General features: G+C 73.0%; 24 protein-coding genes and 3 pseudogenes. 17 read left to right on the top strand and 10 right to left on the bottom strand.

The window, feature by feature from the left end:
• Positions 1–858, top strand: a pseudogene (locus AB0K80_RS08830) (cobyrinic acid a,c-diamide synthase); the annotation flags it as partial.
• On the top strand, positions 855–1,586 hold the full coding sequence (gene cobI, locus AB0K80_RS08835; protein WP_365667314.1) for a precorrin-2 C(20)-methyltransferase: 732 nt from the start codon (positions 855–857) through the stop codon (positions 1,584–1,586). The pseudogene AB0K80_RS08830 and the gene cobI, both read left to right, overlap by 4 nt.
• Positions 1,587–1,597: 11 nt before the next feature.
• Here the strand turns inward: cobI and AB0K80_RS08840 are convergent, their stop codons facing one another.
• Positions 1,598–2,326: a ZIP family metal transporter gene (locus AB0K80_RS08840; RefSeq protein ID WP_365667315.1), complete on the bottom strand. Its 729-nt coding sequence runs from the start codon at positions 2,324–2,326 to the stop codon at positions 1,598–1,600.
• Positions 2,327–2,422: 96 nt separating this feature from the next.
• Between AB0K80_RS08840 and cobM the strand changes: the two genes are divergently transcribed.
• From cobM to cobC, 6 genes are read left to right on the top strand one after another with little or no spacing between them, the layout of a single operon-like run.
• Entirely contained in the window at positions 2,423–3,241 is an 819-nt protein-coding gene (gene cobM / locus AB0K80_RS08845) for a precorrin-4 C(11)-methyltransferase (RefSeq protein ID WP_365667317.1), read from the top strand.
• Entirely contained in the window at positions 3,238–4,470 is a 1,233-nt protein-coding gene (gene cbiE / locus AB0K80_RS08850; RefSeq protein WP_365667319.1) for a precorrin-6y C5,15-methyltransferase (decarboxylating) subunit CbiE, read from the top strand. The genes cobM and cbiE overlap by 4 nt, the downstream gene beginning before the upstream one ends.
• Entirely contained in the window at positions 4,467–6,137 is a 1,671-nt protein-coding gene (gene cobJ / locus AB0K80_RS08855; RefSeq protein WP_365667320.1) for a precorrin-3B C(17)-methyltransferase, read from the top strand. Before cbiE ends, cobJ begins: the two co-directional genes overlap by 4 nt.
• Positions 6,134–6,727: a precorrin-8X methylmutase gene (locus AB0K80_RS08860; protein ID WP_365667321.1), complete on the top strand. Its 594-nt coding sequence runs from the start codon at positions 6,134–6,136 to the stop codon at positions 6,725–6,727. Before cobJ ends, AB0K80_RS08860 begins: the two co-directional genes overlap by 4 nt.
• A complete protein-coding gene (locus tag AB0K80_RS08865; protein WP_365667323.1) occupies positions 6,724–7,659 on the top strand; it encodes a sirohydrochlorin chelatase in 936 nt (311 codons plus the stop codon). The genes AB0K80_RS08860 and AB0K80_RS08865 overlap by 4 nt, the downstream gene beginning before the upstream one ends.
• On the top strand, positions 7,649–8,746 hold the full coding sequence (gene cobC, locus AB0K80_RS08870) for an Rv2231c family pyridoxal phosphate-dependent protein CobC (protein WP_365667324.1): 1,098 nt from the start codon (positions 7,649–7,651) through the stop codon (positions 8,744–8,746). Before AB0K80_RS08865 ends, cobC begins: the two co-directional genes overlap by 11 nt.
• Before the next feature lie 46 nt (positions 8,747–8,792).
• Here cobC and AB0K80_RS08875 read toward each other — a convergent pair whose 3' ends face one another.
• Both AB0K80_RS08875 and AB0K80_RS08880 read right to left on the bottom strand, forming a co-directional pair.
• Positions 8,793–9,884, bottom strand: coding sequence for an amidohydrolase family protein (locus tag AB0K80_RS08875; protein ID WP_365667326.1), 1,092 nt, complete (start codon positions 9,882–9,884; stop codon positions 8,793–8,795).
• A gap of 10 nt (positions 9,885–9,894) precedes the next feature.
• Positions 9,895–10,383: a hypothetical protein gene (locus AB0K80_RS08880; RefSeq protein ID WP_365667328.1), complete on the bottom strand. Its 489-nt coding sequence runs from the start codon at positions 10,381–10,383 to the stop codon at positions 9,895–9,897.
• Between the two features lie 135 nt (positions 10,384–10,518).
• Here AB0K80_RS08880 and AB0K80_RS08885 point away from each other — a divergent pair, with 135 nt between their 5' ends.
• The 6 genes from AB0K80_RS08885 to thpD all read left to right on the top strand — a co-directional run bounded on the left by AB0K80_RS08885 (position 10,519) and on the right by thpD (position 15,844).
• Positions 10,519–11,619, top strand: a complete 1,101-nt coding sequence (locus tag AB0K80_RS08885; RefSeq protein ID WP_365667330.1) for an aminotransferase class V-fold PLP-dependent enzyme — start codon at positions 10,519–10,521, stop codon at positions 11,617–11,619.
• 100 nt (positions 11,620–11,719) lie between these two features.
• Positions 11,720–12,247 carry a DinB family protein gene (locus AB0K80_RS08890; RefSeq protein WP_365667332.1) on the top strand — a complete coding sequence of 176 codons (528 nt, stop codon included), beginning with the start codon at positions 11,720–11,722 and terminating at the stop codon, positions 12,245–12,247.
• A 360-nt stretch (positions 12,248–12,607) separates the two neighbouring features.
• Entirely contained in the window at positions 12,608–13,114 is a 507-nt protein-coding gene (ectA, locus tag AB0K80_RS08895) for a diaminobutyrate acetyltransferase (RefSeq protein ID WP_365667334.1), read from the top strand.
• Positions 13,115–13,213: 99 nt separating this feature from the next.
• Complete coding sequence (gene ectB, locus AB0K80_RS08900; protein ID WP_365667336.1) at positions 13,214–14,485, top strand: diaminobutyrate--2-oxoglutarate transaminase; 1,272 nt, start codon at positions 13,214–13,216, stop codon at positions 14,483–14,485.
• Positions 14,486–14,530: 45 nt separating this feature from the next.
• The gene (locus AB0K80_RS08905) at positions 14,531–14,935 is read left to right on the top strand and encodes an ectoine synthase (RefSeq protein ID WP_365667338.1); all 405 of its coding nucleotides are present in this window, start codon (positions 14,531–14,533) and stop codon (positions 14,933–14,935) included.
• Between the two features lie 6 nt (positions 14,936–14,941).
• Complete coding sequence (thpD, locus tag AB0K80_RS08910) at positions 14,942–15,844, top strand: ectoine hydroxylase (RefSeq protein WP_365667339.1); 903 nt, start codon at positions 14,942–14,944, stop codon at positions 15,842–15,844.
• A gap of 69 nt (positions 15,845–15,913) precedes the next feature.
• Here the strand turns inward: thpD and AB0K80_RS08915 are convergent, their stop codons facing one another.
• The 4 genes and pseudogenes from AB0K80_RS08915 to AB0K80_RS08930 all read right to left on the bottom strand — a co-directional run.
• Positions 15,914–16,966 (bottom strand): aminotransferase class V-fold PLP-dependent enzyme, encoded by a 1,053-nt coding sequence (locus tag AB0K80_RS08915; protein WP_365667341.1) that lies wholly within the window; start codon positions 16,964–16,966, stop codon positions 15,914–15,916.
• 95 nt (positions 16,967–17,061) lie between these two features.
• Complete coding sequence (locus AB0K80_RS08920) at positions 17,062–17,781, bottom strand: DsbA family oxidoreductase (RefSeq protein ID WP_365667343.1); 720 nt, start codon at positions 17,779–17,781, stop codon at positions 17,062–17,064.
• Between the two features lie 73 nt (positions 17,782–17,854).
• A complete protein-coding gene (locus AB0K80_RS08925) occupies positions 17,855–18,361 on the bottom strand; it encodes a GNAT family N-acetyltransferase (protein ID WP_365667345.1) in 507 nt (168 codons plus the stop codon).
• Positions 18,358–18,663: pseudogene (locus AB0K80_RS08930) on the bottom strand (helix-turn-helix domain-containing protein); the annotation flags it as partial. The gene AB0K80_RS08925 and the pseudogene AB0K80_RS08930, both read right to left, overlap by 4 nt.
• Between AB0K80_RS08930 and AB0K80_RS08935 the strand changes: the two are divergent.
• A pseudogene (locus tag AB0K80_RS08935) lies at positions 18,664–19,312 on the top strand (MFS transporter); the annotation flags it as partial.
• Here the strand turns inward: AB0K80_RS08935 and AB0K80_RS08940 are convergent.
• Complete coding sequence (locus AB0K80_RS08940; protein WP_365667347.1) at positions 19,272–19,880, bottom strand: DUF1349 domain-containing protein; 609 nt, start codon at positions 19,878–19,880, stop codon at positions 19,272–19,274. The pseudogene AB0K80_RS08935 and the gene AB0K80_RS08940 overlap by 41 nt on opposite strands.
• A 40-nt stretch (positions 19,881–19,920) precedes the next feature.
• Entirely contained in the window at positions 19,921–21,450 is a 1,530-nt protein-coding gene (locus tag AB0K80_RS08945; RefSeq protein WP_365667349.1) for an aldehyde dehydrogenase (NADP(+)), read from the bottom strand.
• Positions 21,451–21,600: 150 nt separating this feature from the next.
• On the opposite strand from AB0K80_RS08945, the gene AB0K80_RS08950 reads away from it, so the two are divergent.
• Positions 21,601–22,374: an IclR family transcriptional regulator gene (locus tag AB0K80_RS08950; RefSeq protein WP_365667351.1), complete on the top strand. Its 774-nt coding sequence runs from the start codon at positions 21,601–21,603 to the stop codon at positions 22,372–22,374.
• Between the two features lie 128 nt (positions 22,375–22,502).
• A complete protein-coding gene (locus tag AB0K80_RS08955) occupies positions 22,503–23,960 on the top strand; it encodes a penicillin-binding transpeptidase domain-containing protein (protein ID WP_365667353.1) in 1,458 nt (485 codons plus the stop codon).
• 93 nt (positions 23,961–24,053) lie between these two features.
• On the opposite strand, the gene AB0K80_RS08960 is transcribed toward AB0K80_RS08955, so the two are convergent.
• The gene (locus tag AB0K80_RS08960) at positions 24,054–25,505 is read right to left on the bottom strand and encodes an NCS2 family permease (protein WP_365667355.1); all 1,452 of its coding nucleotides are present in this window, start codon (positions 25,503–25,505) and stop codon (positions 24,054–24,056) included.
• Positions 25,506–25,742: the final 237 nt, after the last annotated feature.

Genomic DNA, 25,742 nt, shown 5'->3' on the forward strand with positions numbered 1-25,742 from the left:
GCCCAGGCCGTCGCCCCGGCCGCGTCCCACGCCACCGGAGCCGCCGCCCCGCCCGATGCGCACCCAGACCGGCCGTCGGCCGCGTCCCACGCCACCGGAGCCGCCGCCACGCAGGGCGCGCACCCGGACCGGCCGTCATCCGCGTCCTACGCCACCGAGGCCGTCGCCCTGCCCGGCGCGCACCCGGACCGGCCGTCGGCCGCGTCCCGCGCCACCGGGGCCGTCGCCCCGCCCGGCGCCCGCCCGGACCGGCCGGCTCCGCGGGTCGCCGTCGCCGGTGGGCCCGCGTTCACCTTCTCCTACGCCGAGCACACCGAGCTGCTCACCGCCGCGGGCGCCGAGGTCGTGCCCTTCGACCCGCTGCGCGACGAGCGACTGCCGGACGGCACCCGCGGCCTGGTCATCGGGGGCGGCTTCCCGGAGGTGTACGCGGCCGAGCTGTCCGCCAACGAGCCGCTGCGCAAGGCCGTCGCCGACCTGGCGCTCGGTGGTGCTCCGGTCTCCGCCGAGTGTGCCGGGCTGCTGTACCTGTGCCGGGAGCTGGACGGGCAGCCGATGTGCGGGGTCCTCGACGCGCGTGCGCGGATGACCGAGCGGCTCACCCTCGGGTACCGGGACGCCGTCGCCGTGAGCGACAGCGTGCTGGCGGGCGCCGGGACGCGGATGCGGGGGCACGAGTTCCACCGGACCGTCGTCGAGCCGGGGGCGGGCCAGGACCCCGCCTGGGGGCTGCGGGCGCCCGAGCGACGGGTCGAAGGTTTCGTACAGCGCGGTGTGCACGCGAGTTATCTGCACACGCACTGGGCGTCCGAGCCCGGTGTCGCCCGTCGGTTCGTGGAGAGGTGCCGGACGTCATGAGCAGCAGGCTGATCGGAGTCGGGGTCGGGCCCGGGGACCCGGAGCTGGTGACCGTCAAGGGCGTCAACGCCCTGCGCGCGGCGGAGGTCGTCGTCGTGCCCGTGATGGACACCGGCGAGCGGGGGCGGGCCGAGGCGACCGTGCTGCACTACGTGCCGCCGGAGAAGGTCGTCCGGGTGGTGTTCGCGCTGAACGAGCGCACCGACCGGGCCCGGCGGGAGGCCGCCTGGGACGCGGCCGGGGAGCGGGTCGCCGAGCTGCTGCGCGCCCACGGCAGCGTCGCGTTCGCCACCATCGGCGACCCCAACGTGTACTCGACGTTCACCTACCTCGCGCAGACCGTCGCCGAGCTGGTGCCGGGGACCGCGGTGGAGACCGTGCCCGGCATCACCGCCATGCAGGACCTGGCGGCGCGGTCCGGGGCCGTGCTCACCGAGGGCACCGAGCCGCTCACGCTGGTGCCCGTCACGGCCGGGTCCGCCGTGCTCAAGGACGCCCTGGCCGGTCCCGGGACCGTCGTCGCCTACAAGTTCGGGCGGCAGGCCCGGGAGGTCGCCGAGGCGCTGCGGGAGACCGGGCGGCTCGGCGACGCCGTGTGGGGTTCGGCGCTCGGGCTGCCTCAGGAGTCCATCCGGCCGGCGGCCGACCTCGACGCCGGTCCGCTGCCGTACCTGTCGACGCTGATCGCGCCGGCGCGGCGCGACGGCGGGCGGGGCGGCAAGCTGTGAACCCGTCCGCGTCACTCGCCCAGACCGACCACGAGCCAGATGAACGCCGCTCCCACGACCGTGCACAGCAGCGTGGAGCGGGCGCGGTGCTCGTGGTGCGCCTCGGGGAGGATCTCGGCGGCGGCCAGGTAGAGCAGCGCCCCGCCGAACAGGCCGAGATAGCCGCCGAGCAGGGGCTCGGGGACGGTGACGAACGCCGTGGAGGCCGCGCCGAGCACCGGCGCCGCCGCGTCCGCGCACAGCATCAGCAGCGCGCGGCGGCGGGCGTTGCCGTAGACGCTGGTGATCGTGTAGGTGTTGAAGCCGTCCGCGAAGTCGTGGGCGATGACCGCGAGCGCCACCGCGGCGCCCATTCCCCCGTCGACCTGGAACGCCGCGCCGATCGCCACCCCGTCCATCGCGCTGTGGCCGACCATCGCCGCGGCGGCCGTCAGGCCCACCTCGGGGGTGCGGCCGTCGGTCTCCCCGGCGCCGTGCGCGGCCTGCCGGTGGGCCAGCAGCCGTTCCACCAAGTGGGCCAGCAGGAATCCGGCGACGAACAGCAGCAGCGCGGCCGGTACGCCGTGGATCTCCGTGCCCGCCGCCTGAAGCGCCTCCGGCAGCAGGTCCAGGCCCACCACGCCGAGCATCAGGCCGCCGGCCAGGCCCAGCACCAGGTGGCGGCGGTCGGTCACGCGCTGTGCCGTCCAGCCGCCGGCCAGCGTCATCAGGAACGCGCCCAGCGCGACGAGAACCGCCATGCGCCCTTGCTATCGGATCGGCCCCCGGTCGCGCACGTCCGACAGCCCGTCACGCACTGACTTACGCCCCGTACTTGTAGGAGAGGACCGATTCCCATGGCCGATGCCCCCACCGGCAAGGTGACCTTCGTCGGTGCCGGCCCCGGCGCCGCCGACCTGCTGACGTTCCGTGCCGCGCGCGCCATCGCCGAGGCCGACGTCGTGATCTGGGCCGCGAGCCTGGTCCAGGAGGAGGTCCTGCAGCACGCGCGTCAGGACGCGGAGATCCTCGACTCGGCGACGATGCCGCTGGAGGACGTCGTCGCGGTGTACGAGCGGGCCCACCGGGAGGGCCTGAGGGTCGCCCGCATCCACTCCGGCGACCCGGCCCTGTGGGGCGGCACGCAGGAGCAGCTCGATCGCTGCCAGGAGATCGGCATCGCCACGGAGATCGTGCCGGGCGTCTCGTCCTTCTCCGCGGTCGCCGCGCTCGCCCAGCGGGAGCTGACGATCCCGGAGGTCGCGCAGTCCGTGGTGCTGACCCGGCTCGGTGGCGGCAAGACGCCGATGCCGCCCGGGGAGGAGGTCCGCGAGTTCGCCAAGCACGGCACCACCATGGCGATCTTCCTGTCGGCCGCCCGCAGCGGGCAGCTCGTGCGGGAACTGCTGGAGGGCGGCTACCCGACCAACACCCCGGTCGTCGTGGCCTACCAGGCGACCTGGCCGGAGGAGCTGATCGTCCGGTGCACGATCGCCACGCTGGAGGAGACGGTCAAGGAGCACAAGCTCTGGAAGCACACCCTGTTCCTGGTCGGCCCCGCCCTCGACGCGCACGGCACCCGCTCGCACCTCTACCACCCCGGTCACTTCCACGGCTACCGCAAGGCCGACCCCGAGGCCCGCAAGGCCCTGCGCTCGCGAGGGGCCGGTACATGATCACCGTCGTGGGGGCGGGGACGGGATCGCCGCCGGCCGATGATCTTCTCGCGCGGGCCGAGCTGGTGGTCGGCGGGCGGCGGCACCTGGACGCCGTACCGCTGCCGGAGACGGCCGAGCGGGTCGTCCTCGGACCGCTGGAACCCGCCCTGGACACCATCGCGGCGTACGACCGCGCGGACCGGCGGGTCGTCGTGCTGGCCTCCGGGGACCCCGGGTTCTTCGGGATCGTGCGGGTGCTGGCCGAGCGGTTCGGGCCCGGGCGGCTCCAGGTACACCCCGGGGTGTCCTCGGTGGCCGCCGCCTTCGCGCGGCTCGGACTGACCTGGGACGACGCGGTGGTGGTCAGCGCGCACGGGCGGGACCTGCGGACCGCCGTACACCTGTGCCGGGCGCGTCCCAAGGTCGCGGTGCTGACCGGGCCGGGGGCCGGGCCCGCCGAACTCGGCGCGGCGCTGCGGTCGTCCGACCGGGTCCTGGTCGTCGCGTCCGCGCTCGGGTCCCCGGACGAGCGCGTGGAGCGCGTGAGCCCCGCCGACGCCGCCGCCCGCGACTGGGGCACGGCGGTGAGCGTGGTGCTGTGCCTGGACGAGACGCGGGCGCTCGGCCCGGTGCGGACGGTCGCGGGAGGGGATCCGGCGCCCGCCGGTTGGGCGCTGCCGGAGTCGGCGTTCGCCCACCGCGACTCGATGATCACCAAGTTCGAGGTGCGGGCGCTGGCCCTGGCCCGGCTCGGGCCGCGCCCGGGTGACCTGGTGTGGGACGTCGGCGCGGGCTCCGGCTCGGTGGCCGTCGAGTGCGCCCGGTTCGGCGCCGCGGTCACCGCCGTGGAGAAGACGGCGGAGGGCGTCGAGCAGATCCGCGCCAACGCGCGCGTGCACGGCGTCGACGTCCACGTGGTGCACGGCGCGGCGCCGGAGGCGCTGTCCGGCCTCGACGACCCCGACGCCGTGTTCGTCGGCGGCGGGGGGCGTGAACTGCCCGCCGTCGTCACGGCGTGCGCGGCGCGCGCCCGGCGGAGCGTGGTCGTCGCCCTGGCCGCGCTGGACCGGGTGCCGGCCGCGCGGGCGGCGCTGACGAGCGCCGGGCTCGACTGCGACGGGGTGCTGCTGCAGTCGTCCCGGCTCGCCCCGCTGCCGGGGGACGTCACCCGGCTCGCCGCGACCAATCCCGTGTTCCTGCTGTGGGGCGTCAGGTCCCCGGCGCGTAGTGAAGGAGTTGCCCAGTGATCGGCCTCATTTCCGCCACCGCGGCGGGAGCGGCGGCGCGGGACCGGCTGGCCGCGGCGTGGCCGGACCGCACGCGCGTGTACGACGGTCCCGTCGGGGACGCCGTACGGACCGCGTTCGCCCAGTGCGAGCAGCTCGTGTGCTTCCTGGCCACGGGGGCCGTGGTGCGGCTGGTGGCCCCGCTGCTGGAGGGCAAGACCTCCGACCCGGGCGTGGTGTGCGTCGACGAGGCCGGGCGGTACGCCGTGTCCCTGCTCGGCGGGCACGCGGGCGGCGCCAACGACCTGGCCCGTGAGGTCGGCGAGGTGCTGGGCGCCGAGCCCGTCGTGACGACGGCGACGGACGCGGCCGGGCTGCCCGGGCTGGACACGCTCGGCTTCCCTGTCGAAGGGGACGTCGCCGGTGTCACGCGGGCCCTGCTGGACGGCGAACCGGTGGCGCTGCGCGCCGAGGTGAGCTGGCCGCTGCCGCCGCTGCCGGTCGCCGGCCAGGGCGCTCATGTGATCCGGGTGACGGACCGGCTGGCGGAAGGCGCCGAGCGCGAGGTGCTGCTGCGCCCGCCGTCCCTGGTGGTGGGCGTGGGCGCCTCCCGGGGCGCTCCCGCCGAGGAGGTGCTGGAACTCGTCGAGGGCGCCCTGCGCGACGCCGGGCTGTCGGCCGCCTCGGTGGCCGAACTCGCCACCGTCGACGCCAAGGCGGAGGAGCCCGGCCTGCTGGCGGCGGCCGAGCGGCTGGGGGTGCCCCTGGTGACGTACCCGGCCGAGGAGCTGGCGCGGGTCGAGGTGCCCAACCCGTCCGACGCGCCGCTCGCCGCCGTCGGCACGCCCTCCGTCGCCGAGGCCGCCGCTTTGCTGCGCGGCGGCGAACTCCTCGTGCCCAAGCGGAAGTCGGCCATGGCGACCTGTGCCGTGGTACGGCGGCCCGGGCGCGGGCGGCTCGCGGTGGTCGGGCTCGGGCCGGGCGCGCGGGACCTGCTGACGCCCCGTGCGACGGCGGAGCTGCGGCGGGCCTCGGTGCTCGTCGGCCTCGACCAGTACGTCGACCAGATCCGCGACCTGCTGCGGCCCGGCACGCGCGTGCTGGAGTCGGGGCTGGGCGCGGAGGAGGAGCGGGCCCGCACGGCGGTCGAGGAGGCCCGGCGCGGGCACGCCGTCGCGCTGATCGGCAGCGGCGACGCCGGGGTGTACGCCATGGCCTCCCCCGCGCTGGCGGAGGCCTCCGACGACATCGACGTGGTCGGCGTGCCCGGTGTCACCGCGGCCCTCGCGGCCGGGGCGATCCTGGGCGCGCCGCTCGGCCACGACCACGTGTCGATCAGCCTGTCCGACCTGCACACGCCGTGGGAGGTCATCGAGCGGCGGGTGCGGGCGGCGGCCGAGGCCGACCTGGTCGTGACGTTCTACAACCCGCGCAGCCGGGGCCGCGACTGGCAGCTGCCCAAGGCCCTCGCCATCCTCGCCGGGCACCGGGAGCCGGCCACGCCGGTCGGTGTCGTACGCAACGCGTCCCGGCCCGACGAGTCGAGCCGGGTGACGACCCTGGCCGCGCTCGACCCGGCGACGGTCGACATGATGACGGTCGTGACCGTGGGCAACACCGCGACCCGCACGATCGCGGGCCGCATGGTGACCCCGCGCGGCTACCGCTGGCAGGAGGAGCCGAAGTGAACCGTGTCGTCCACCCCATCGAACAGGAGTCCTTCCGGCGGCTGCGCGCCCGGCTGGACACCTCGCACTTCCCGCCGCTGACCCGGGCCGTGGTGGAACGGGTCATCCACTCCTCCGCGGACCTGGCGTACGCCGACGACCTCGTCATGGACGAGGACGACCTCGTGACGGCGCACGCGGCGCTGCACGCCGGGGCACCGGTCGTGGTGGACGTGGAGATGGTGGCCGCCGGGATCACCCGCCGCGAGACCGTCTGCCGTCTGAGGGACGCCGGGTCCGGTCCCGGGCTGACGCGGTCGGCGCACGCGATGCGGCTGGCGTACGAGCAGGTCGGGCCGGGCGCGCTGTGGGTGATCGGCTGTGCGCCGACCGCCCTGGAGGAGCTGCTGACCCTGGACGCCTCCCCCGCGCTGGTCATCGGGCTGCCCGTCGGGTTCGTCGGCGCGGCCGAGTCCAAGGCCGCGCTGCGCGAGAGCGGACTGCCCGCCGTGAGCAACGTGTCCGAGAAGGGCGGCTCGGCCGTCGCCGCCGCCGCGCTCAACGCCCTGCTGTACCACCCCACGTCGTCTGCGACCGAGGAGAACCTGTGACCACCCCGCCCGCCCTGCTCATCGCCGGACACGGCACCCGGGACGACGCCGGCGCCGAGGCGTTCCGCGACTTCGTGCGGGAACTCGGGCGCCGCAACCCCCACCTGCCCGTCGCCGGCGGCTTCATCGAGCTGTCCCCGCCGCCGCTCGGCGAGGCCGTCACCGAACTGGTCGAGCGGGGCGTACGGCGGTTCGCCGCCGTACCGCTGATGCTGGTGTCCGCCGGGCACGCCAAGGGCGACATCCCGGCGGCCCTGGCCCGCGAGAAGGAACGCCACCCCGGCATCTCCTACACCTACGGCCGTCCGCTCGGCCCGCACCCGGCGCTGCTGAGCGTGCTGGAGCGGCGGCTGGAGGAGGCCCTCGGCGGCGGCGCGGGCAGTGCCCCCGGGGACCGGTCGGACGTGACCGTGCTGCTGGTGGGGCGCGGGTCGACGGACCCGGACGCCAACGCCGAGGTGTTCAAGGCGGCACGGCTGCTGTGGGAGGGGCGCGGGTACGCGGGCGTGGAGACGGCGTTCGTGTCGCTGGCGGCGCCGGACGTGCCGAGCGGGCTGGACCGGTGCGCGCGGCTGGGAGCCCGGCGGATCGTCGTGCTCCCCTACTTCCTGTTCACCGGGATCCTGCCGGACCGGGTGCGGCAGCAGACCGAGGTCTGGGCGGCCGCGCACCCGGAGGTCGAGGTGCGGTCGGCGGACGTCATCGGGCCGGAGCCGGAGCTGCTGGACCTGGTGATGGAGCGGTACGAGGAGGCCCTCAAGGGCGATCTGCGGATGAACTGCGACTCGTGCGTGTACCGCATCGCGCTGCCCGGGTTCGAGGACAAGGTGGGCATGCCGCAGCAGCCGCACTTCCACCCCGACGACGACGGCCACCACCACGGGCACGGTCACGGGCATCACCACCATGGCTCGCACTCCCATGCGCACTGAGCACCCGGGCGGGGCGGGACAGGCCGGGCCGGACCTGCGGCACCACGGGGACGCGGAGGTCCGCGACGACGGGTCCGCGCTGGTCGACCTGGCGGTGAACGTGCGGGCCGACACGCCTCCGGCGTGGCTGCGGGAGGTGATCGCCCGGTCGCTGGACGGCCTGGCCGCCTACCCGGACGGGCGGGCCGCGCGGGCGGCGGTCGCGGCGCGGCACGGGCTGCCGGTGGAGCGGGTACTGCTGACGGCGGGAGCCGCGGAGGCGTTCGTGCTGCTGGCGCGGGCGCTGAAGGTACGGCGGCCGGTGGTGGTGCACCCGCAGTTCACCGAGCCGGAGGCGGCGCTGCGGGACGCCGGGCACACGGTGGACCGGGTGCTGCTGCGCGAGGAGGACGGCTTCCGGCTGGACCCGGCGGCCGTCCCCGAGGACGCGGACCTGGTGGTGATCGGCAACCCGACGAACCCCACCTCGGTGCTGCATCCGGCCGAGGCCGTGGCCGGGCTCGCTCGTCCGGGGCGGGTGCTGGTGGTGGACGAGGCCTTCATGGACGCCGTGCCCGGGGAACGGGAGGCGCTGGCCGGGCGGGTGGACGTGCCCGGGCTGGTGGTCCTGCGGAGCCTGACCAAGACGTGGGGGCTGGCCGGGCTGCGGATCGGGTACGTACTGGCCGCGCCGGAGGTCGTCGCGGAGCTGGAGCGGGCGCAGCCGCTGTGGCCGGTGTCGACGCCGGCGCTGGCGGCGGCCGAGGCGTGTGTCGGGCCGCGGGCGCTGGCGGAGGCGGCCCATGCGGCGCACCGGGTCGCGGCGGAGCGGGCCCACCTGCTGGCCGGGCTGTCCCGGTTCGCCTCGGCCGGGTTGCGGGTGGTGGAACCGGCGCAGGGGCCGTTCGTGCTGGTGCGGTTGCCGGGGGCGGCCGGGGTACGGCGGCGGCTGCGGGAGCTGGGCTTCGCCGTGCGGCGCGGGGACACGTTTCCCGGGCTCGGGGAGGAGTGGCTGCGGCTGGCTGTACGGGACCGGGGGACGGTGGAGGCGTTCCTGCGGGCGTTGGAGGAGGCGGTGGGCTCCGCCCCGGGCCCTTGCGGGGGCTGACAGGGACCGCCCCCGCACCCCGCTCAGGTCTCCCGCCGAACCACGCCTAACCGGCCACCCACCCGTTCAGCACCACCCGCCGAGGTGCCCCCAGCACCCGTACGTCCGCCCGCGGATCCTCCTCGTACACCACCAGGTCCGCCGGTGCGCCCTCGTCCAGGCCTGGGCGGCCGAGCCAGGTGCGGGCCGACCAGGTGGTCGCCGACAGGGCGTGGACGGGCGGGATGCCCGCGGTGACCAGTTCCGCGACCTCGGCCGCGGCCAGGCCGTGCGGGAGGGTGCCGCCCGCGTCGGTGCCGACGTAGACGGGGATGCCGGCGTCGTAGGCGTTGCGGACGGTGTCGTAGCGGCGGGCGTGCAGCCGGCGCATGTGGGCCGCCCAGCGGGGGAACTTGGACGCGCCGCCGTCGGCGAGCCGCGGGAAGGTCGCGATGTTGACCAGGGTCGGCACGATCGCGACGCCGCGCGAGGCGAACAGGGGGATCAGCTCGTCGGTGAGACCCGTGGCGTGCTCGATGCAGTCGATGCCCGACTCGACCAGGTCGCGCAGCGAGTCCTCGGCGAAGCAGTGGGCGGTGACCCGCGCGCCCAGGCGGTGGGCTTCGGCGATGGCCGCCTCGACCGCCTCGCGCGGCCAGCAGGCCGACAGATCGCCGAGGTCCCGGTCGATCCAGTCGCCGACCAGCTTGACCCAGCCGTCGCCACGCCGGGCCTCCTGGGCGACGTAGGCCACCAGTTCCTCCGGCTCGATCTCCCAGGCGTAGTTGCGGATGTAACGGCGGGTGCGGGCGATGTGCCGACCGGCCCGGATGATCTTCGGGAGGTCGTCGCGGTCGTCGATCCAGCGGGTGTCGGAGGGCGAGCCCGCGTCGCGGATCAGCAGGGTGCCCGCGTCCCGGTCAGTCAGCGCCTGCTTCTCGGCGACGTCCTGGGGGACCGCGCCGTGCTGGTCGAGACCGACGTGGCAGTGCGCGTCGACGAGGCCGGGCAGGACCCAGCCCTCGACCGTGCGGACATCGCGGGCGCCGGCGGGACGGTCGTACGAGATCCGGCCGTCGATCACCCACAGCTCGTCACGGACGTCCTCGGGGCCGACGAGCACCCGTCCCTTCACGTGCAGCACCGCGCGTTCGCTCATGAACCGCACCTTAGACGGTGCCCGGAGGCGGCCCGTCGCCCGCCCGCGACCGGGAACGGACCCGCCGTTCCCCCGCGAAGCCGGCCGCGACGGCGCACCCGGCGGCGGTGCCGCCGAGGGCCGCCACACCGGGGTTGACGTAGCCGGGGACGGTGTCGCTGACCACGTCCTGCCGGGCGCCGGCGGTCTCGCAGACGAAGCGCAGGGGCACGTACGCGACCGAGTAGCCGACCACGGGCTCGGCGGTGTGGGCGCAGGCACCCAGCGGCGCCGAGGACGTGCCGCCGTCCTCCGCCTCCAGCACCGCGCCGGCCACCGCCAGGGCGCCCCAGGCGTACAGCAGCAGGGCCGCCGCGCCGGTGAGCCCGGCGAGGGCGCGCAGCGCCGGAGCGGGGTCACCGCGCCCCGGGCCGTGGCGGGAGAGGGTCTGGCAGCCGTGGCCCGCGAGGGCGACGGCGGCGACGACGGCGATCAGCATGACCAGCAGGAGCGGCAGCATCCGGGGAGTCCAGCACCCGGTGGCCGGCGCCGCTGTGCCGGAAGCCACAGTTCCGGCAACGGGTGTGTCACGGCCGCCGGTTACCCTCGACTGCGTCCCCGCCCGCGCACGACGACGAGAGAGCAGAGCACCGCCGTGACCCACCCCTTCCTCGACCTCGCCCCCCTGAGCGCCCCGCGCTTCGCATCGATCGAGGACCGTGTGGCGCGGCTGCTGCGCACCGAGCAGGACGTCGTGATCATGCAGGGTGAGGCGCTGCTGCCGCTGGAGGGCGCCCTGCGCGGCACGGCCGGCCCGGGGACGACCGCGCTGAACGTGATCACCGGGCCGTACGGGCAGACCTTCGGCGACTGGCTGCGGGACTGCGGCGCCACGGTGATCGACCTGGCGGTGCCCTTCCACACGGCGGTGAAGGCCGAGCAGATCCGGGAGGCGTTCGCCGCGCACCCGGAGATCGACCTGGTGTCGCTGGTGCACGCGGAGGCCGCGACCGGCAACACCAACCCGGTCGCGGAGATCGGCGAGGTGGTGCGGGCGCACGGCGCCCTGTTCTACCTGGACGCGGTGGCGTCGGTCGGCGCGGAGCCCGTGCTGCCGGACGCGTGGGGTGTGGACCTGTGCGTGATCGGCGCGCAGAAGGCGATGGGCGGTCCGGCCGGGGTGTCGGCGGTGTCGGTGAGCGAGCGGGCCTGGCAGCGGATGGCGGCCAACCCGCGGGCGCCGCGACGGTCCTACCTGTCCCTGCTGGACTGGAAGGAACGCTGGATCGACGGCGGCCGCAGGGTGCTGCCGCACGCTCCGGCGCAGCTGGAGATGCTGGCGCTGGAGGCGTGTGTCGAGCGGATCGAGACCGAGGGGCTGCCGACCGTGATGGCACGGCACGCGGCGGCCGCCGCGGCCACCCGGGCGGGGGCGGTGGCGCTCGGCGGGGGCCTGGAGCCGTACGTGGACGAGGCGGCGGAGGCGGCACCGGTCGCCACGACGCTGCGGGCGCCCTCGGGTGTGGTGGCCGCCGAGCTGGTGGCCCGGGCACGGCGGGCCGACCCGGCGGCGCCGCTGGCCGCGGGCGGGGGCGCGCTGGCCAAGGAGATGATCCGGGTCAACCACTACGGCGCCGACGCCACGCCGGGCGCGGTCCGCGCGAGCCTGTCGGCGCTGGGCACCGCGCTGGCCGAGCAGGGGCTCGACGTGGATGTGGCGGGGGCCCTGAAGGCGGCGGAGGAGGCCTGGCGGTAGCCGTCGGCCGTTCCCGGCCGGTTCCGTCGGTTCCCCGGCCCCTGCCCGTTCTCGGCGCACAGCCGCGCGGCCGGCGGGTGACGCATGCCATGCTCCCGGTATGACCGCTCTCCCACCCGCGGCTCTGCCTGACGGCCGCCCCGTTCCCCTGATGACCGGCGAGGAGCGGGCCATGCTGGAGAGCTGGCTCGCCTTCCATCGCGCCACGCTGGAGCTGAAGTGCGCCGGGCTGGACGACGCGCAGGTGCGGCGTGCCTCCGTCGAGCCGTCGGGGCTGACGCTGCTCGGGCTGGTGCAGCACCTCGCCGAGGTCGAGCGCAACTGGTTCCAGCGGGTGGCGGGCGGGCTGGACGTACCGCCGGTGTTCGACGATCCGACCGGGTACGGGCTGGATCCCGCCCGGGGCCTCGACGAGGCGCTCGCGATCTGGCGGCGGGAGATCGAGCGGGGGCGGGAGGTGTGCGCCGGACGGTCGCTGGAGGACACCGGGCGCATCGCCGACGGGCCGATGGCCGGGGCGGAGGTCAGCCTGCGCTGGGTGTTCGTGCACATGATCGAGGAGTACGCCCGGCACAACGGTCACGCCGACCTGCTGCGCGAGCGTATCGACGGAGTGACCGGAGCCTGAATTCCACGCCATTACCGGAATTACTCTGCATTACTCCGCATTGCTCTCCGCATTGTTCTGCCGATTTTTTGCGCGCCTTTACTTGAGTAGCTTCCCGTATCCTTCTGCCCGCTCTTCACGAACCTAAACGCAAAGATTCTGCGAACGCCGAGAGGCGTGATTCGGGCAGATCTCGTGAGGGTTACACGGTTGTGACGCGTTCCACATGACGCCCGTTTCATCCGGTAATGTCCGGGCAAACCGGTGCATTTCTCCAGCTCGGCTGCCGACCTTCGCGCCCGCGCGATAACACACACCAGGCCCGTACGTAACCCCATCCGGCGATGCATTTTTCAATTGCCGTCGGTAAATTCGCTTTGCATGACTGCCGCACAAGCAGACCTGCAAATCGACCGTCCGACGGTGGCGGACGGGGCCGCGCTGTGGCGGATAGCGAAGGACTCGAAGACCCTCGACCTGAACTCGTCGTACAGCTATCTGCTGTGGTGCCGTGACTTCGCCGCCACATCGGCCGTGGCGCGCGACGAGGACGGCGCGCCCGTCGGCTTCGTCACCGGCTACGTCCGGCCGGACCGCCCGGACACCCTGCTCGTCTGGCAGGTGGCGGTGGACGAGTCCTACCGCGGGCGCGGCCTGGCCGCCGCGCTGCTGCACGGCCTGGCCGCCCGGGTCGTCGCCGAGCGCGGGGTGACCACCGTGGAGACCACCATCACCCCGGGCAACACCGCCTCCGAGCGCCTGTTCACCTCGTTCGCCGAGCGGCGCGGCGCCCGGCTGGAGCGCGAGGTGCTGTTCGGCACGGGCCTGTTCCCCGACGGGCCGCACGACACCGAGGTGCTGTACCGCATCGGCCCGCTCTCCCTCTGACTTCCCCTCCCACCACTCCCCTGCCTCACCACTCCCCTCCCCCCTCACCCCGCCCGACTTCCCCAGCACGTCCCCCCACGCAACGAGGAGCGATTCGTCGTGACCATCACCCAGCCCGACCTGAGCGTCTTCGAGACCCTCGAGTCCGAGGTGCGCAGCTACTGCCGCGGCTGGCCCACCGTCTTCGACCGTGCGCTGGGCAGCCGCATGTACGACGAGGACGGCCACGAGTACCTCGACTTCTTCGCCGGCGCCGGTTCCCTCAACTACGGCCACAACAACCCGGTCCTGAAACGGGCGCTGCTCGACTACCTGGAGCGGGACGGCGTCACGCACGGCCTCGACATGTCGACCACCGCCAAGCGCCGCTTCCTGGAGACCTTCCAGAACCTCCTCCTGCGCCCGCGCGACCTGCCGTACAAGGTCATGTTCCCGGGCCCGACCGGCACCAACGCCGTGGAGGCCGCGCTGAAGCTGGCGCGCAAGGTCAAGGGCCGCGAGGCCATCGTGTCCTTCACCAACGCCTTCCACGGCATGTCCCTGGGCTCGCTGGCGGTGACCGGCAACGCCTTCAAGCGGGCCGGGGCCGGCATCCCGCTGGTGCACGGCACGCCGATGCCGTTCGACAACTACCTCGACGGGCAGGTGCCGGACTTCCTGTGGTTCGAGCGGCTGCTGGAGGACCAGGGCTCGGGCCTGAACCGTCCGGCCGCGGTCATCGTGGAGACCGTGCAGGGCGAGGGCGGCATCAACGTCGCCCGGGCCGAGTGGCTGCGCCGGCTCGCCGAGCTGTGCGAGCGGCGCGACATGCTGCTGATCGTCGACGACATCCAGATGGGCTGCGGTCGCACCGGGGCGTTCTTCTCGTTCGAGGAGGCGGGCATCACGCCGGACATCGTCACCGTCTCCAAGTCCATCAGCGGCTACGGACTGCCCATGTCGCTGTGCCTGTTCAAGCCCGAGCTGGACGTGTGGGAGCCGGGCGAGCACAACGGCACCTTCCGCGGCAACAACCCCGCCTTCGTCACCGCGACCGCGGCCCTGGAGGCGTACTGGACCGACGGCGCGGCGATGGAGAAGCAGACCCGTACCCGCGGCGAGCAGGTCGAGCAGGCACTGATCTCCATTACCGAGGAGAACCTCGCCGACGTCAAGGAGTACCGGGGCCGGGGCCTGGTGTGGGGCATGGAGTTCCACGACAAGTCGCGGGCCGAGCGGGTCGCCCGGCGCGCCTTCGAGCTCGGGCTGCTCATCGAGACGTCCGGCCCGGAGAGCGAGGTCGTCAAGCTCCTGCCCGCGCTGATCATCACCCCGGACGAGCTGGAGGAGGGCCTGACCACGCTGGCCCGCGCCGTCCGCGAGACGGCCTGACCGTCCCACCCGCGACCACCACCACCTAGGAGGCATCGCAGCACCGTGATTGTCCGCTCCTTCAAGGACATCGAAGGCACCGACCGGCATGTGAAAGCCGCGTCCGGGACCTGGGAGAGCAAACGCATCGTCCTGGCCCGCGAACGGGTCGGCTTCTCCCTGCACGAGACGATCCTGTACGCCGGAACCGAGACGTCGATGTGGTACGCCAACCACGTCGAGGCCGTGGTCTGCGTCGAGGGCGAGGCCGAACTGACCGACCACGAGACCGGGCGGAGCTACACGATCACGCCCGGCACCATGTACCTCCTGGACGGCCACGAGAGGCACACGCTGAAGGTCAAGGAGGACTTCCGCTGTCTGTGCGTGTTCAACCCGCCGGTGACCGGCCGGGAGGACCACGACGAGAACGGCGTCTATCCGCTGCTCACCGAACCCGAGGAGGTGTGATTCATCGTGACCACGACCACCACGACCACCGTCACCGATCTCTACCCCAGCCGAGGCACCAGCGAGGTGCTGATCCCGCGCCAGGACCCGGTGGTGTGGGGCGCGCCCGACGCGCCCGGGCCCTTCGAGCCCGCCGACCTGCAGGCCTTCGAGCGTGACGGCTTCCTCGCCATCGACCAGCTGATCACCGAGGACGAGGTGGAGGTGTACCGGCAGGAGCTGGACCGGCTGGTGACCGACCCGGCGATCCGTGCCGACGAGCGGTCCATCGTGGAGCCGAAGTCCAAGGAGATCCGCTCGGTCTTCGAGGTCCACAAGATCAGCCAGGTGTTCGCGAACCTGGTGCGCGACGAGCGGGTCGTCGGCCGGGCGCGGCAGATCCTCGGCTCGGACGTGTACGTCCACCAGTCGCGGATCAACGTCAAGCCGGGCTTCGGCGCCAGCGGCTTCTACTGGCACTCGGACTTCGAGACCTGGCACGCCGAGGACGGACTGCCGCGGATGCGCACGGTGTCGGTGTCGATCGCGCTGACCGAGAACTACGACACCAACGGCGGGCTCATGATCATGCCGGGGTCGCACAAGACGTTCCTCGGCTGCGCGGGGGCCACGCCGAAGGACAACTACAAGAAGTCGCTGCAGATGCAGGACGCGGGCACGCCCTCCGACGAGGCGCTGACCAAGCTCGCCTCCGAGTACGGCATCAAGCTGTTCACCGGCAAGGCCGGTTCGGCGACCTGGTTCGACTGCAACGCCATGCACGGCTCCGGGGACAACATCACGCCGTTCCCGCGCAGCAACGTGTTCATCGTCTTCAACAGCGTGGAGAACGCGGCGGTGGAGCCCTTCGCGGCGCCGGTGCGGCGGCCCGAGTTCATCGGGGCGCGGGACTTCACGCCGGTGAAGTAAGCGCTGGTGACGTGACAAGCGGCGACGGTGGGGCCTCCTCCTGCGGGACGGGAGGCCCCACCCGTCTGTTCAGCCGGACAGCACGTCCAGCAGCCGGTCGACGTCCGCCGCCGTGTTGTAGAGGTGGAAGGACGCGCGCAGGTTGCCCGCCCGGTTGGACACCTCGATGCCGGCCTCGCTCAACTCGCTCTGGCGGTGCCCGAGTCGGGGCACGGAGACGATCGCCGAGCCGGGCGCCGGGACGGGCTCGTGGCCGAGCCGTGCGAGTCCCGCGCGGAAACGGTCGGCGAGCGCGAGGTCGTGGGCGCGGATGGCGTCCACGCCCAGTTCCTCGATCAGGGCGAGGGACTGGCGCAGCGCGGCATAGCTGAACAGGGCGGGGGGCAGGTCGAACCGCCGTGCGGAGTGGGCGAGTTCGGTGACGGGGCCGTAGCAGCTGTCCCAGGGGTTCTCCCCCGCGACCCAGCCGGCCAGGACCGGCGTGAGGTCCCCGAAGTCCTCGGGGACCACCAGGAAGCCGGCCCCGTGCGGGCCGAGCAGCCACTTGTAGGCGACGGAGACCGTGTAGTCGTACGCGTCGGCGTCCATGGGCAGCCAGGTGGCGGCCTGGGAGAAGTCGACGTACGTGCGGGCGCCGTGCGTGCGGGCCGCCTCGCGCAGGGCGGGCAGGTCGGCGATGCGGCCGTCGGCGGACTGGGCGGCGCTGACGGCGACGAGCGCGGTGCCCGGCCGCACGGACTCGGCGAGCCGCTCCAGGGGCACGGTGCGCACCTTGAGGTCGCCGCGGACGTGGAAGGGGTTCACCACGGAGGTGAAGTCGTCCTCGGCGGTGAGGACCTCGGCCCCGGAGGGCAGCGAGGCCGCGACGACCCCGGTGTAGACGGCGACCGAGAAACCGGCCGCCACCCGGCCGGCCGGGACCCCGGCCAGCCGCGCGAAGGAGGCCCGGGCGGCCTCGACGTCCGCGAACAGCGGATCCAGCGCACGGCCCTCGAACCGCAGCCGCGCGGCCTCGGTGAGGGCGGCTACGGCGCGGGCGGGCAGCAGCCCGCTGGTCGCGGTGTTGAGGAAGGTGTTCTTCGGGGCGAACTCGGCACGGACGAGGTTCTCGAAGGTCTCCATGGGTCCACTGTGCGGCCCCGGGAACTCCCCGTCCATTGCCCAGTTCTGCGTGATACCGCTAAGAAACGCTTATGGATGCCCGGTGACCTGCTCGTTCACCCCACGGGCGGTACGGCGCACCCGTCGGGACCGCAGGCCTGAGCGTCGCCCTGATCGACCAGCCGCAGCGGCGTCCGCTCGCCCCACGCCCGGGTCAGCGCCTGGGCGAAGACCTCGACGGGCTGGGCGCCGGAGACGCCGTAGGTCCGGTCCAGCACGAAGAACGGCACCCCGGTCGCGCCGAGCTGCGCGGCCTCCCGCTCGTCGGCACGGACGTCCTCGGCGTACGCGCCCGGGTCGGCCAGCACCTTGCGCACCGCGTCGGTGTCCAGCCCGGCCTCGGCGGCCAGCTCCACGAGCCGCTCGGGTCCCTCGGAGTAGACGGACCGCTCCTCGGCGAAGTTCGCCCGGTAGAAGATCTGGAGCAGCTCGTCCTGCCTGCCGTGCTCCTTGGCCAGGTGCAGCAGGCGGTGCATGTCGAAGGTGCTGCCGTGGTCGCGGCCGCGGGTGCGGTAGTCCAGGCCCTCGGCGGCGGCCAGCCGGCCCAGGTTGTCCTCCCCGGCCTCGGCCTGCGCCGCGCTCATCCCGTACTTCCTGGTGAGCATGGTGACGACCGGCTCGATGTCGTCCTGGGCGCGGCCCGGGTCGAGTTCGAAGGACCGGTGCACCACCTCCACCTGGTCGCGGTGCGGGAAGGCGGCCAGCGCCTTCTCGAAGCGGGCCTTGCCCACGTAGCACCAGGGACAGGCGATGTCGCTCCAGATCTCGACGCGCATGCTTCGGCTCACTCCAGGTCGTACGGGTGCGGAGACTCCCTCCGTATGTGCTGGAACGTTCAAGCAGCCGGCTTCATTCCGCGTCCAGGGACAGCCGCAGCCGCAGGTGGTGATCTCCGTCGGCGAGCGGGTGCGCGGGATCGGGCAGCCAGCCGTGGCGGCGGTAGAAGGCCTGCGCCCGCTGGTTGCCGACGTGCACCTCCAGCACGGCGGTGCGCCTGCCGTCGGCCCGCCACTGCTCCCGGCACGCGGCGTGCAGGGCGCTGCCCACACCGCGGCGCCAGTGGCCGGGATCGACGTGGAACTGGAACAGCATGACCGTGTCCTCGCGGGCGTCCTCCGGGACACGGAAGGAGGCGATGCCCACCAGCCGCCCGTCGCGCACCACGCACAGCACCTGCCCGTCGGGGCGCTCGATGGCCTCCTGCCACCTGGCCGGCCAGTCGACGTCGTCGGCCGGGAGGCCGTCGGGGTAGTACGTGGCCCGGGCCCGGGCGTGCAGCCCGGCGACGGCGGGGGCTTCGGCGGGCAGGGCGGTTCTGATCACCAGGGTCTCGGCCGTTCGGCGCGCTGTGGTCACGCAGCCGAGGACGTGCTCTGCCCGGGCCCGGTTCCCAGGCGGCTGAACTGGGCCCGGTACGCGCTCGGTGTCAGACCCGTGCGGCGGACCAGGTGGGTGCGCAGCGAGTCGGCGGTGCCGAGGCCGCAGGCCCGGGCGACCTGGTCCATGGGCAGGGTGGTGGTCTCCAGCAGTTCCTTGGCCCGCTCGACGCGCTGGTGGAGCAGCCACTGCAGGGGGCTGACGCCGCTCTCGGCGTGGAAGCGGCGGGTGAGGGTGCGGACGCTGACGCCCGCGTGCCGGGCCAGGTCGGTGAGGGTGAGGTGGCGGCGGTGGCGTTCGTCCGGATCGAGAACCGCCGGGCGCATCCGGTCGTCCCACTCGGCCTGTTCCGCAGCCGGACCGTGTCCGTGGCGGTCGCCGCGGGGGCGGCGGTGAGCGTGGCGTTCTACGGCGTGGTGTTCGTGTTCTCCCTGTTCTTCCAGCAGGTCCTTAAACCGGTCCGCGCTCCAGGCCGGCCTGATGTTCCTGCCGATGACGGGCCTGATCGGCGTGACGAACGTGGTGGCGGGCAAGCTGGCCGGCCGCTACGGCCCCCGCCCGCCGATGGTGGCCGGGCAGGGCCTGGCGGGTGCGGGCCTGCTGCTCCTGCTGGGGGTCGGCCAGCACACGCCCGCGGCGCTGGTGGCCGTGCTGCTGGTGCCGATGGCGCTGGGCTGCGCGCTGACGGTGCCGCCGCTGACCGCCCTGATGCTGGAGGCGGTACCCGCGGAGCGGGCCGGGCTGGCCGCCGGTGTGCTCAACGCGGCCCGTCAGGTGGCCGGAGGGCTGGGCATCGCCGTCTTCGGGTCCCTGGTCGCCGGCGGCTTCGCCGCGGGCATGCGGATGAGCCTCGGCATCAGCGCGGTGCTGCTCCTGGTGACGTTCCTGTTCAGCCTCCGTCTCGCAGGTCGCCCGGCCACTCGGGCCTGAACTCCAGGTGGTCGTACGTCACCACGCACCCCTCCCCCGTCGGCGACTGCGTCATGAAGCCGACCAGGGCGGCGCCCGTCTCCTTCTCGTCGCCCAGGGTGAACAAGCGGACGAAGGTCCAGCGCTCCCCGTCCCGGGAGGCGTGGAAGGCGAAGGCCCGGCCGGTGCGGCTCACCCGCAGCCAGACGGAGCTGCCGTCCACGGTGAAGGAGTTGGCGTCGTCGGAGTGTCCCCGGGTGACCACCGTGCAGACGGTGGGCACGTCCGGGGAGTACTCCAGACACAGCTTGGCCCAGGCCCGCTCACCGGCATGGACGTACAGCACCCCGGCGTCGAAGGCCGCGCCGAACCCGACGGCGACCCGGGCGATGAGCTGGAAGTCGCCGTGGGGCGCTCCCAGCAGCCGGGGCGCGTCGGAGGCAGGGTCCAGGGCTTCGCCGGTAGGCGGCACGAACCGGTCCTGCCGGGGCCCGGCCCACCCGGTGAGCACCCCGTCCTCGTAGGACCACTGCCCGTCGGGCCCGTAGGACCGCAGCCGGAAAGGGAGTTCGGGAATGTCCAGTTCCATCAACCCGGCTCCTCACCGGCCGGCCCACGGCGCCGCACGGTCAGACTTCCAGACGCCCGTTGAACCGGCGGGGCAGCCCCAGCGGGTTGTCGTCCCTGAGTTCCGGCGGCAACAGGGCCTCGGGGGCGTTCTGGTAGACGACCGGCCGCAGCCACCGCTCGATCGCCGTGCCGCCCACCGAGGTCGACGTCGAGGTCGTGGCCGGGTACGGCCCCCCGTGGTGCTGGGCCGGCGCGACGGCGACGCCCGTGGGCCAGCCGTTCACCAGCACACGCCCGGCCAGCGGCGTCAGCTCCTGGAGCAGCTCGGCCCCACGGCCCTCGCCGGCGGCCTCCGCCTCGGACAGGTGCACGGTCGCGGTGAGGTTCCCCGGCAGCCGCGACAGCACGGCCTCGACCTCGCCCTCGTCCTCGTAGCGGGCCACCACCGTGACCGGCCCGAAGCACTCCTCCAGCAGCGTGTCGTGCTCGCCCTCCTGCGCCAGCCTGCTCGCCGGCACGGTGAGGAAGCCCGCGCTGACGGTGTGCTCACCGCCCGCCCCGGGCGTCACCGGCGACTCCACGTCGGGCAGCTGCGCGCGCTCGGCGACACCGGCGACGAAGTTGTCCCGCATGCGGTGGTCGAGGAGCACCCCGGCCTCGGTGTCGCTGACGGCGTCCGTCAGGGACTTCACCAGGCGGTCGCCCGACGCGCCGGCCGGCGCGAGCACCAGGCCCGGCTTCACGCAGAACTGGCCGACGCCCAGCGTCATCGACCCGGCCAGGCCCTGCCCGATGGCCTCGGCACGCTCGGCCGCGGCGGCCTCGGTGACGACGACCGGGTTCAGGGAGCCCAGCTCGCCGTGGAACGGGATCGGCACGGGACGCGCGGCCGCCGCGTCGAACAGGGCACGGCCGCCCTTCACGGACCCGGTGAAGCCGGCCGCCGCGACCAGGGGGTGCTTGATGAGCTCGATGCCCGCCTCGAAGCCGTGCACCAGACCGACGACCCCGTCGGGGATGCCGTGCCGGGCGGCGGCGCGGCGCAGCACCTTGGCGACGTACTCGGACAGGGCCGGGTGGTCGGGGTGCGCCTTGACCACGACGGGGCAGCCGGCCGCCAGCGCGCTCGCGGTGTCGCCGCCGGCGACGGAGAACGCGAAGGGGAAGTTGGACGCCGAGTAGACGGCGACGACACCGAGGGGGACCTTGTAACGGCGCAGGTCCGGGACGGGCGGGGTCGCGGTGTCGTCGGGGTGGTTGATGACGACGTCGAGGAAGGCGCCCTCGTCGACGATGTCGGCGAAGGCCCGCAGCTGGTAGCAGGTGCGGGCGAGCTCGCCGGTCAGGCGGACCGGGCCGAGCGCGGTCTCGGCGTCGGCGGTCTCCACGAGGCCGTCCTTGGCCGCCTCCAGCTCCTCGGCGCAGGAGCGCAGGAAGGCCGAGCGAACGGTGCGGTCGGCCAGCGAACCGCGCGCCTCGTGCGCGTCACGGACGGCGGCGTCGACCTCCTGGGCTGTGGCCTCCACCGCAACCTGTTCACGCTGCTTCCCGGTTCGGGGGTCGACACTCCAGACTGGTGCTGCTGCCACCGCGGGTCCCTCCACGTCGATTACGCCTTGCAATGCCGCAGTATGTAGGTCATCCACCAGGGGTGTTCGATATACTGAACACTGTCTCTGATGCTGAACATCTTCGGAGACTATAACTCTGGTTCTCGTCGAGCGAAGGGGTCAAGGGCGATGTCGGCAGGCGAGACAGGCGGCGGAGCGCAGGTCAAATCGGCGGTGCGGACCGTCGAACTGCTCGAGTTCTTCGCCGGACGCCCGGGCATGCACTCCCTCGCGGCGGTCCAGGAAGCCGTCGGCTATCCGAAGTCCAGCCTCTACATGCTGCTGCGCACCCTCGTCGAGCTCGGCTGGGTGGAGACGGACGCGACGGGCACGCGCTACGGCATCGGCGTACGGGCGCTGCTGGTCGGCACGTCCTACATCGACGGCGACGAGGTGGTCGCGGCGGCCCGCCCGACGCTGGACCGCCTCTCGGACGACACCACCGAGACGATCCACCTCGCCCGCCTCGACGGCACCAACGTGGTCTACCTGGCCACCCGCCAGTCCCAGCACTATCTGCGCCCCTTCACCCGGGTCGGCCGCCGCCTGCCCGCCCACTCGACCTCCCTCGGCAAGGCGATCCTCGCCACCTACAGCGACGAGCAGGTCCGCAAGATGCTGCCGGAGACGCTGCCCGCGCTCACCGAGAACACCATCACCGACCGGGAGAAGCTCATCGCGGAGCTGCACCAGGTGCGTGAGCAGGGCTTCGCGGTCGACCGGGAGGAGAACACGCTGGGACTGCGCTGCTTCGGCGTGGCGATCCCGTACCGCACCCCCGCCCGGGACGCGATCAGCTGCTCGGTGCCGGTGGCGCGGCTGACCCCCGCGCACGAGCAGATGGTCAAGGACGCCCTGTTCGACGCCCGGGACCGGCTGACCCTCGCCACCCGCAGGCTCTGACCGAAGGGCCGGTGGGGCCGCCGGCTCCGGCCGTCCTCGCGGCTTTTGAGGCGGGTTTCATGAACATCCGATGAGAAAAGGTCCGGAAGGGAACGTTCCGATCCATTCCGTTCGTCTTTCCCGGCGGAATGAACAAGACGATCAGGCGCGCCGCGGTCTTCACCCTGCTCCTGGTGCTTGCCCTGCTGATGCGGGCGACCTGGGTGCAGTTCTACGAGGGCCAGGCACTCGCGGACGACAAGGACAACCGGCGCAACGCCATCGAGACGTACTCCAGGCCGCTCGGGAACATCATCGTGGCCGGGAAGTCGGTCACCGGCTCGGCGCCGACGCAGGGCGGCGACCTGAAGTACAAGCGGACGTACACCGACGGCCCGCTGTACGCGGCGGTGACCGGCTACGCCTCGCAGGCCTACGCGCCCACCCAGCTGGAGGGCATCTACCAGGACCTGCTCAACGGCACGGACCCCCGCCTGAAGAGCGTGCTGGACACGGTCACCAACCAGCGGGCCGCGCCGGGCAACGTGGTCACCACCATCGACCCGGACGTGCAGAAGGCGGCCTTTCAGGCGCTCGGCGACAAGAAGGGCGCGGCCGTCGCCATCGACCCGAAGACGGGCAGGATCCTCGCGGTGGTGTCGACCCCGTCGTACGACCCGTCCTCGCTGACCGACGCGAACACCGCGGGCACGGCCTGGACGAAGCTGACCAAGGACCCGGACAAGCCGCTGACCAACCGCGCGCTGCGTCAGCCGCTGCCGCCCGGGTCGACGTTCAAGCTGGTCGTGGCGGCGGCCGCGCTGGAGGACGGGCTGTACGCGTCGGTGGACCAGCGCACCGACAGCCCCGACCCGTACCCGCTGCCGGGCACCACCCGGAAACTGACGAACGAGAACCCCGACGCGCCGTGCGCCGACGCCTCGATCCGGGTCGCCCTGGAGTACTCCTGCAACAACGTCTTCGCCAAGATGGCCGTCACGCTCGGCCAGGACAAGGTGCGGGCGATGGCCGAGAGGTTCGGCTTCGACGACGACCGGCAGGACGTGCCCGTTCGGGCCTACACCAGCGTCTACCCGTCGGACATGTACCCCTCCGAGACGGCCCTGACGGGCATCGGCCAGTTCGACGTGACCGCCACCCCGCTCCAAATGGCCATGGTGTCGGCGGCCATTGCCAACGGCGGCAAGCTGGTTTCCCCGCACATGGTGTCGCAGATCACCAACAGCGGCGGCGATGTGCTCGAGGACTACGACGACGAGGCCGGCACCAAGGAGGTCATCAGCTCCTCCGTCGCCGAGCAGCTCCAGTCGGCGATGCGGACGGTGGTGGAGAAGGGCACGGGCACGAACGCGCGGATAGCGGGCGCGACCGTGGGCGGCAAGACCGGCACGGCCCAGCACGGCGAGAACAACAGCGCGACGCCGTACGCCTGGTTCACCTCGTACGCGAAGTCCGACGCGTCCGGCAAGGAGGTCGCCGTCGCGGTGGTCGTGGAGCAGTCCGACGCGGCCCGCTCCGAGGTCAGCGGCAACGGCCTGGCGGCGCCGGTCGCCAAGGCGATGATGCAGGCGGCGCTGCGGAACTGACCCCGGCGACAGGCACATCCTCCGCCGCGCACCGGCCACCTGACAGGACGGGCCGCCCCCATCCCCCCGGAGGGCGGCCCGTCGCCTCCCTGCCTACTTCACGCCCAGGACCTGCTCGATCGGGTCGATGGCGAAGTACACGAGGAACAGCGCCGAGGTCCCCCACAGCAGCCAGTGGACCTCCTTGGCCCGGCCGAGCACGGTCTTGATGACGACGTAGGCGAGGAAGCCGGCGCCGATGCCGTTGGTGATGGAGTACGTGAACGGCATCACGGCGATGGTCAGGAACGCGGGGATCGCGATGTCGTAGCGGTCCCAGTCGATGTGCTTGACCTGGGTCATCATCAGGAAGCCCACGGCGACCAGGGCCGGGGCGGCCGCCTGGAGCGGGACGATGGTGAGCAGCGGCGTGAAGAACAGCGCCAGGGCGAACAGGCCGCCGGTGACCAGGTTGGCGAAGCCCGTGCGGGCGCCCTCGCCGACACCGGCCGCCGACTCGATGTAGGAGGTCGCCGAGGAGGCGGAGGCGGCGCCGCCCGCGACGGCCGCGGCACCGTCGATGAGCAGCACCCGCCCGAGGTTCGGGACCTTGCCCTGCGCGTCGAGCAGCCCGGCCTCGGCGCTGATGCCGACGACCGTGCCCATGGTGTCGAAGAAGTCCGACAGGATCAGGGTGAACACCAGCAGGACCACGGTGATGACGCTCGCCTGCCCGAACGCGCCGAACAGGCTGAAGTGGCCGATCAGCCCGAAGTCGGGGGTGTCGAGGAGCCGGTCGGGCCACTGAGGGGTGGTCAGGCCCCAGGTCTTGATGTCGGCCAGGGAGTTGATCGCGATCGCCAGGACCGTCATGGTCACGATGCTGATCAGGATGGCGCCCTTGACCTTGCGGGCGAGCAGTCCGATGGTCAGCAGAACACCGAGGCAGAAGACGAGAAGCGGCCAACCGGTGAGCGTGCCGGAGCCGCCCAGCTGCACCGGCACGGTGGTGTGGGCGGCGTCCGGGATGCGGCTGACGAACCCGGCGTCGACGAAGCCGATGAAGGCGATGAACAGGCCGATGCCGACGCTGATGGCCTGCTTCAGCGGCTGCGGGATGGCGTGCATGACGGCCTCGCGCAGTCCGGTCACCACCAGCACACAGATCAGCAGGCCCTCCAGGACGATCAGGCCCATGGCGTCGTCCCAGCTCATCAGCGGGGCGATCTGGAAGGCGACGACCGCGTTCAGGCCCAGTCCGGCGGCCAGGGCGAGGGGCAGGTTGCCGCCGACGCCCATGACGATCGTCATGACAGCGGCCACCAGGGCGGTGGCGGTGGTCAGTTGGACGGCGTCCAGCTGGTGGCCGAACTTGTCCTTGGCGCTGCCCAGGATGATGGGGTTCAGGACCAGGATGTAGGCCATGGTGAAGAACGTGGCGAAGCCGCCGCGTATCTCCCGGCCGAGCGTGGATCCCCGCGCGGAGATCTTGAAGAACCGGTCGACGCTGCTGACCGCGGGGGGCGGGGCGTCGGCCCGGCCGGCCGCCTGCTGGGTGTCGGACATGGCGGGTGCTCCTTGGCGCCTTGGTGATCGGGGGCGGATGCTGGCTGGATTGTTCCCTCGTTGAACCGGGTTCAGGTTTTCTCCGTGTTACGGAATCAGGCTCGACCCACCAGACTGCGTTCGAAGGCTCGTACGAGACACTGATCGAACACTGCTACGCTTCCGGATCTCGGCCTGATCGTCTTCGGATGATCACATGTCATCTACATGACACACACAGGCACCTCGTGGGTGCCC

The sequence above is a fragment of the Streptomyces sp. NPDC052682 genome (genome assembly GCF_040678435.1).
GTDB lineage: Bacteria > Actinomycetota > Actinomycetes > Streptomycetales > Streptomycetaceae > Streptomyces.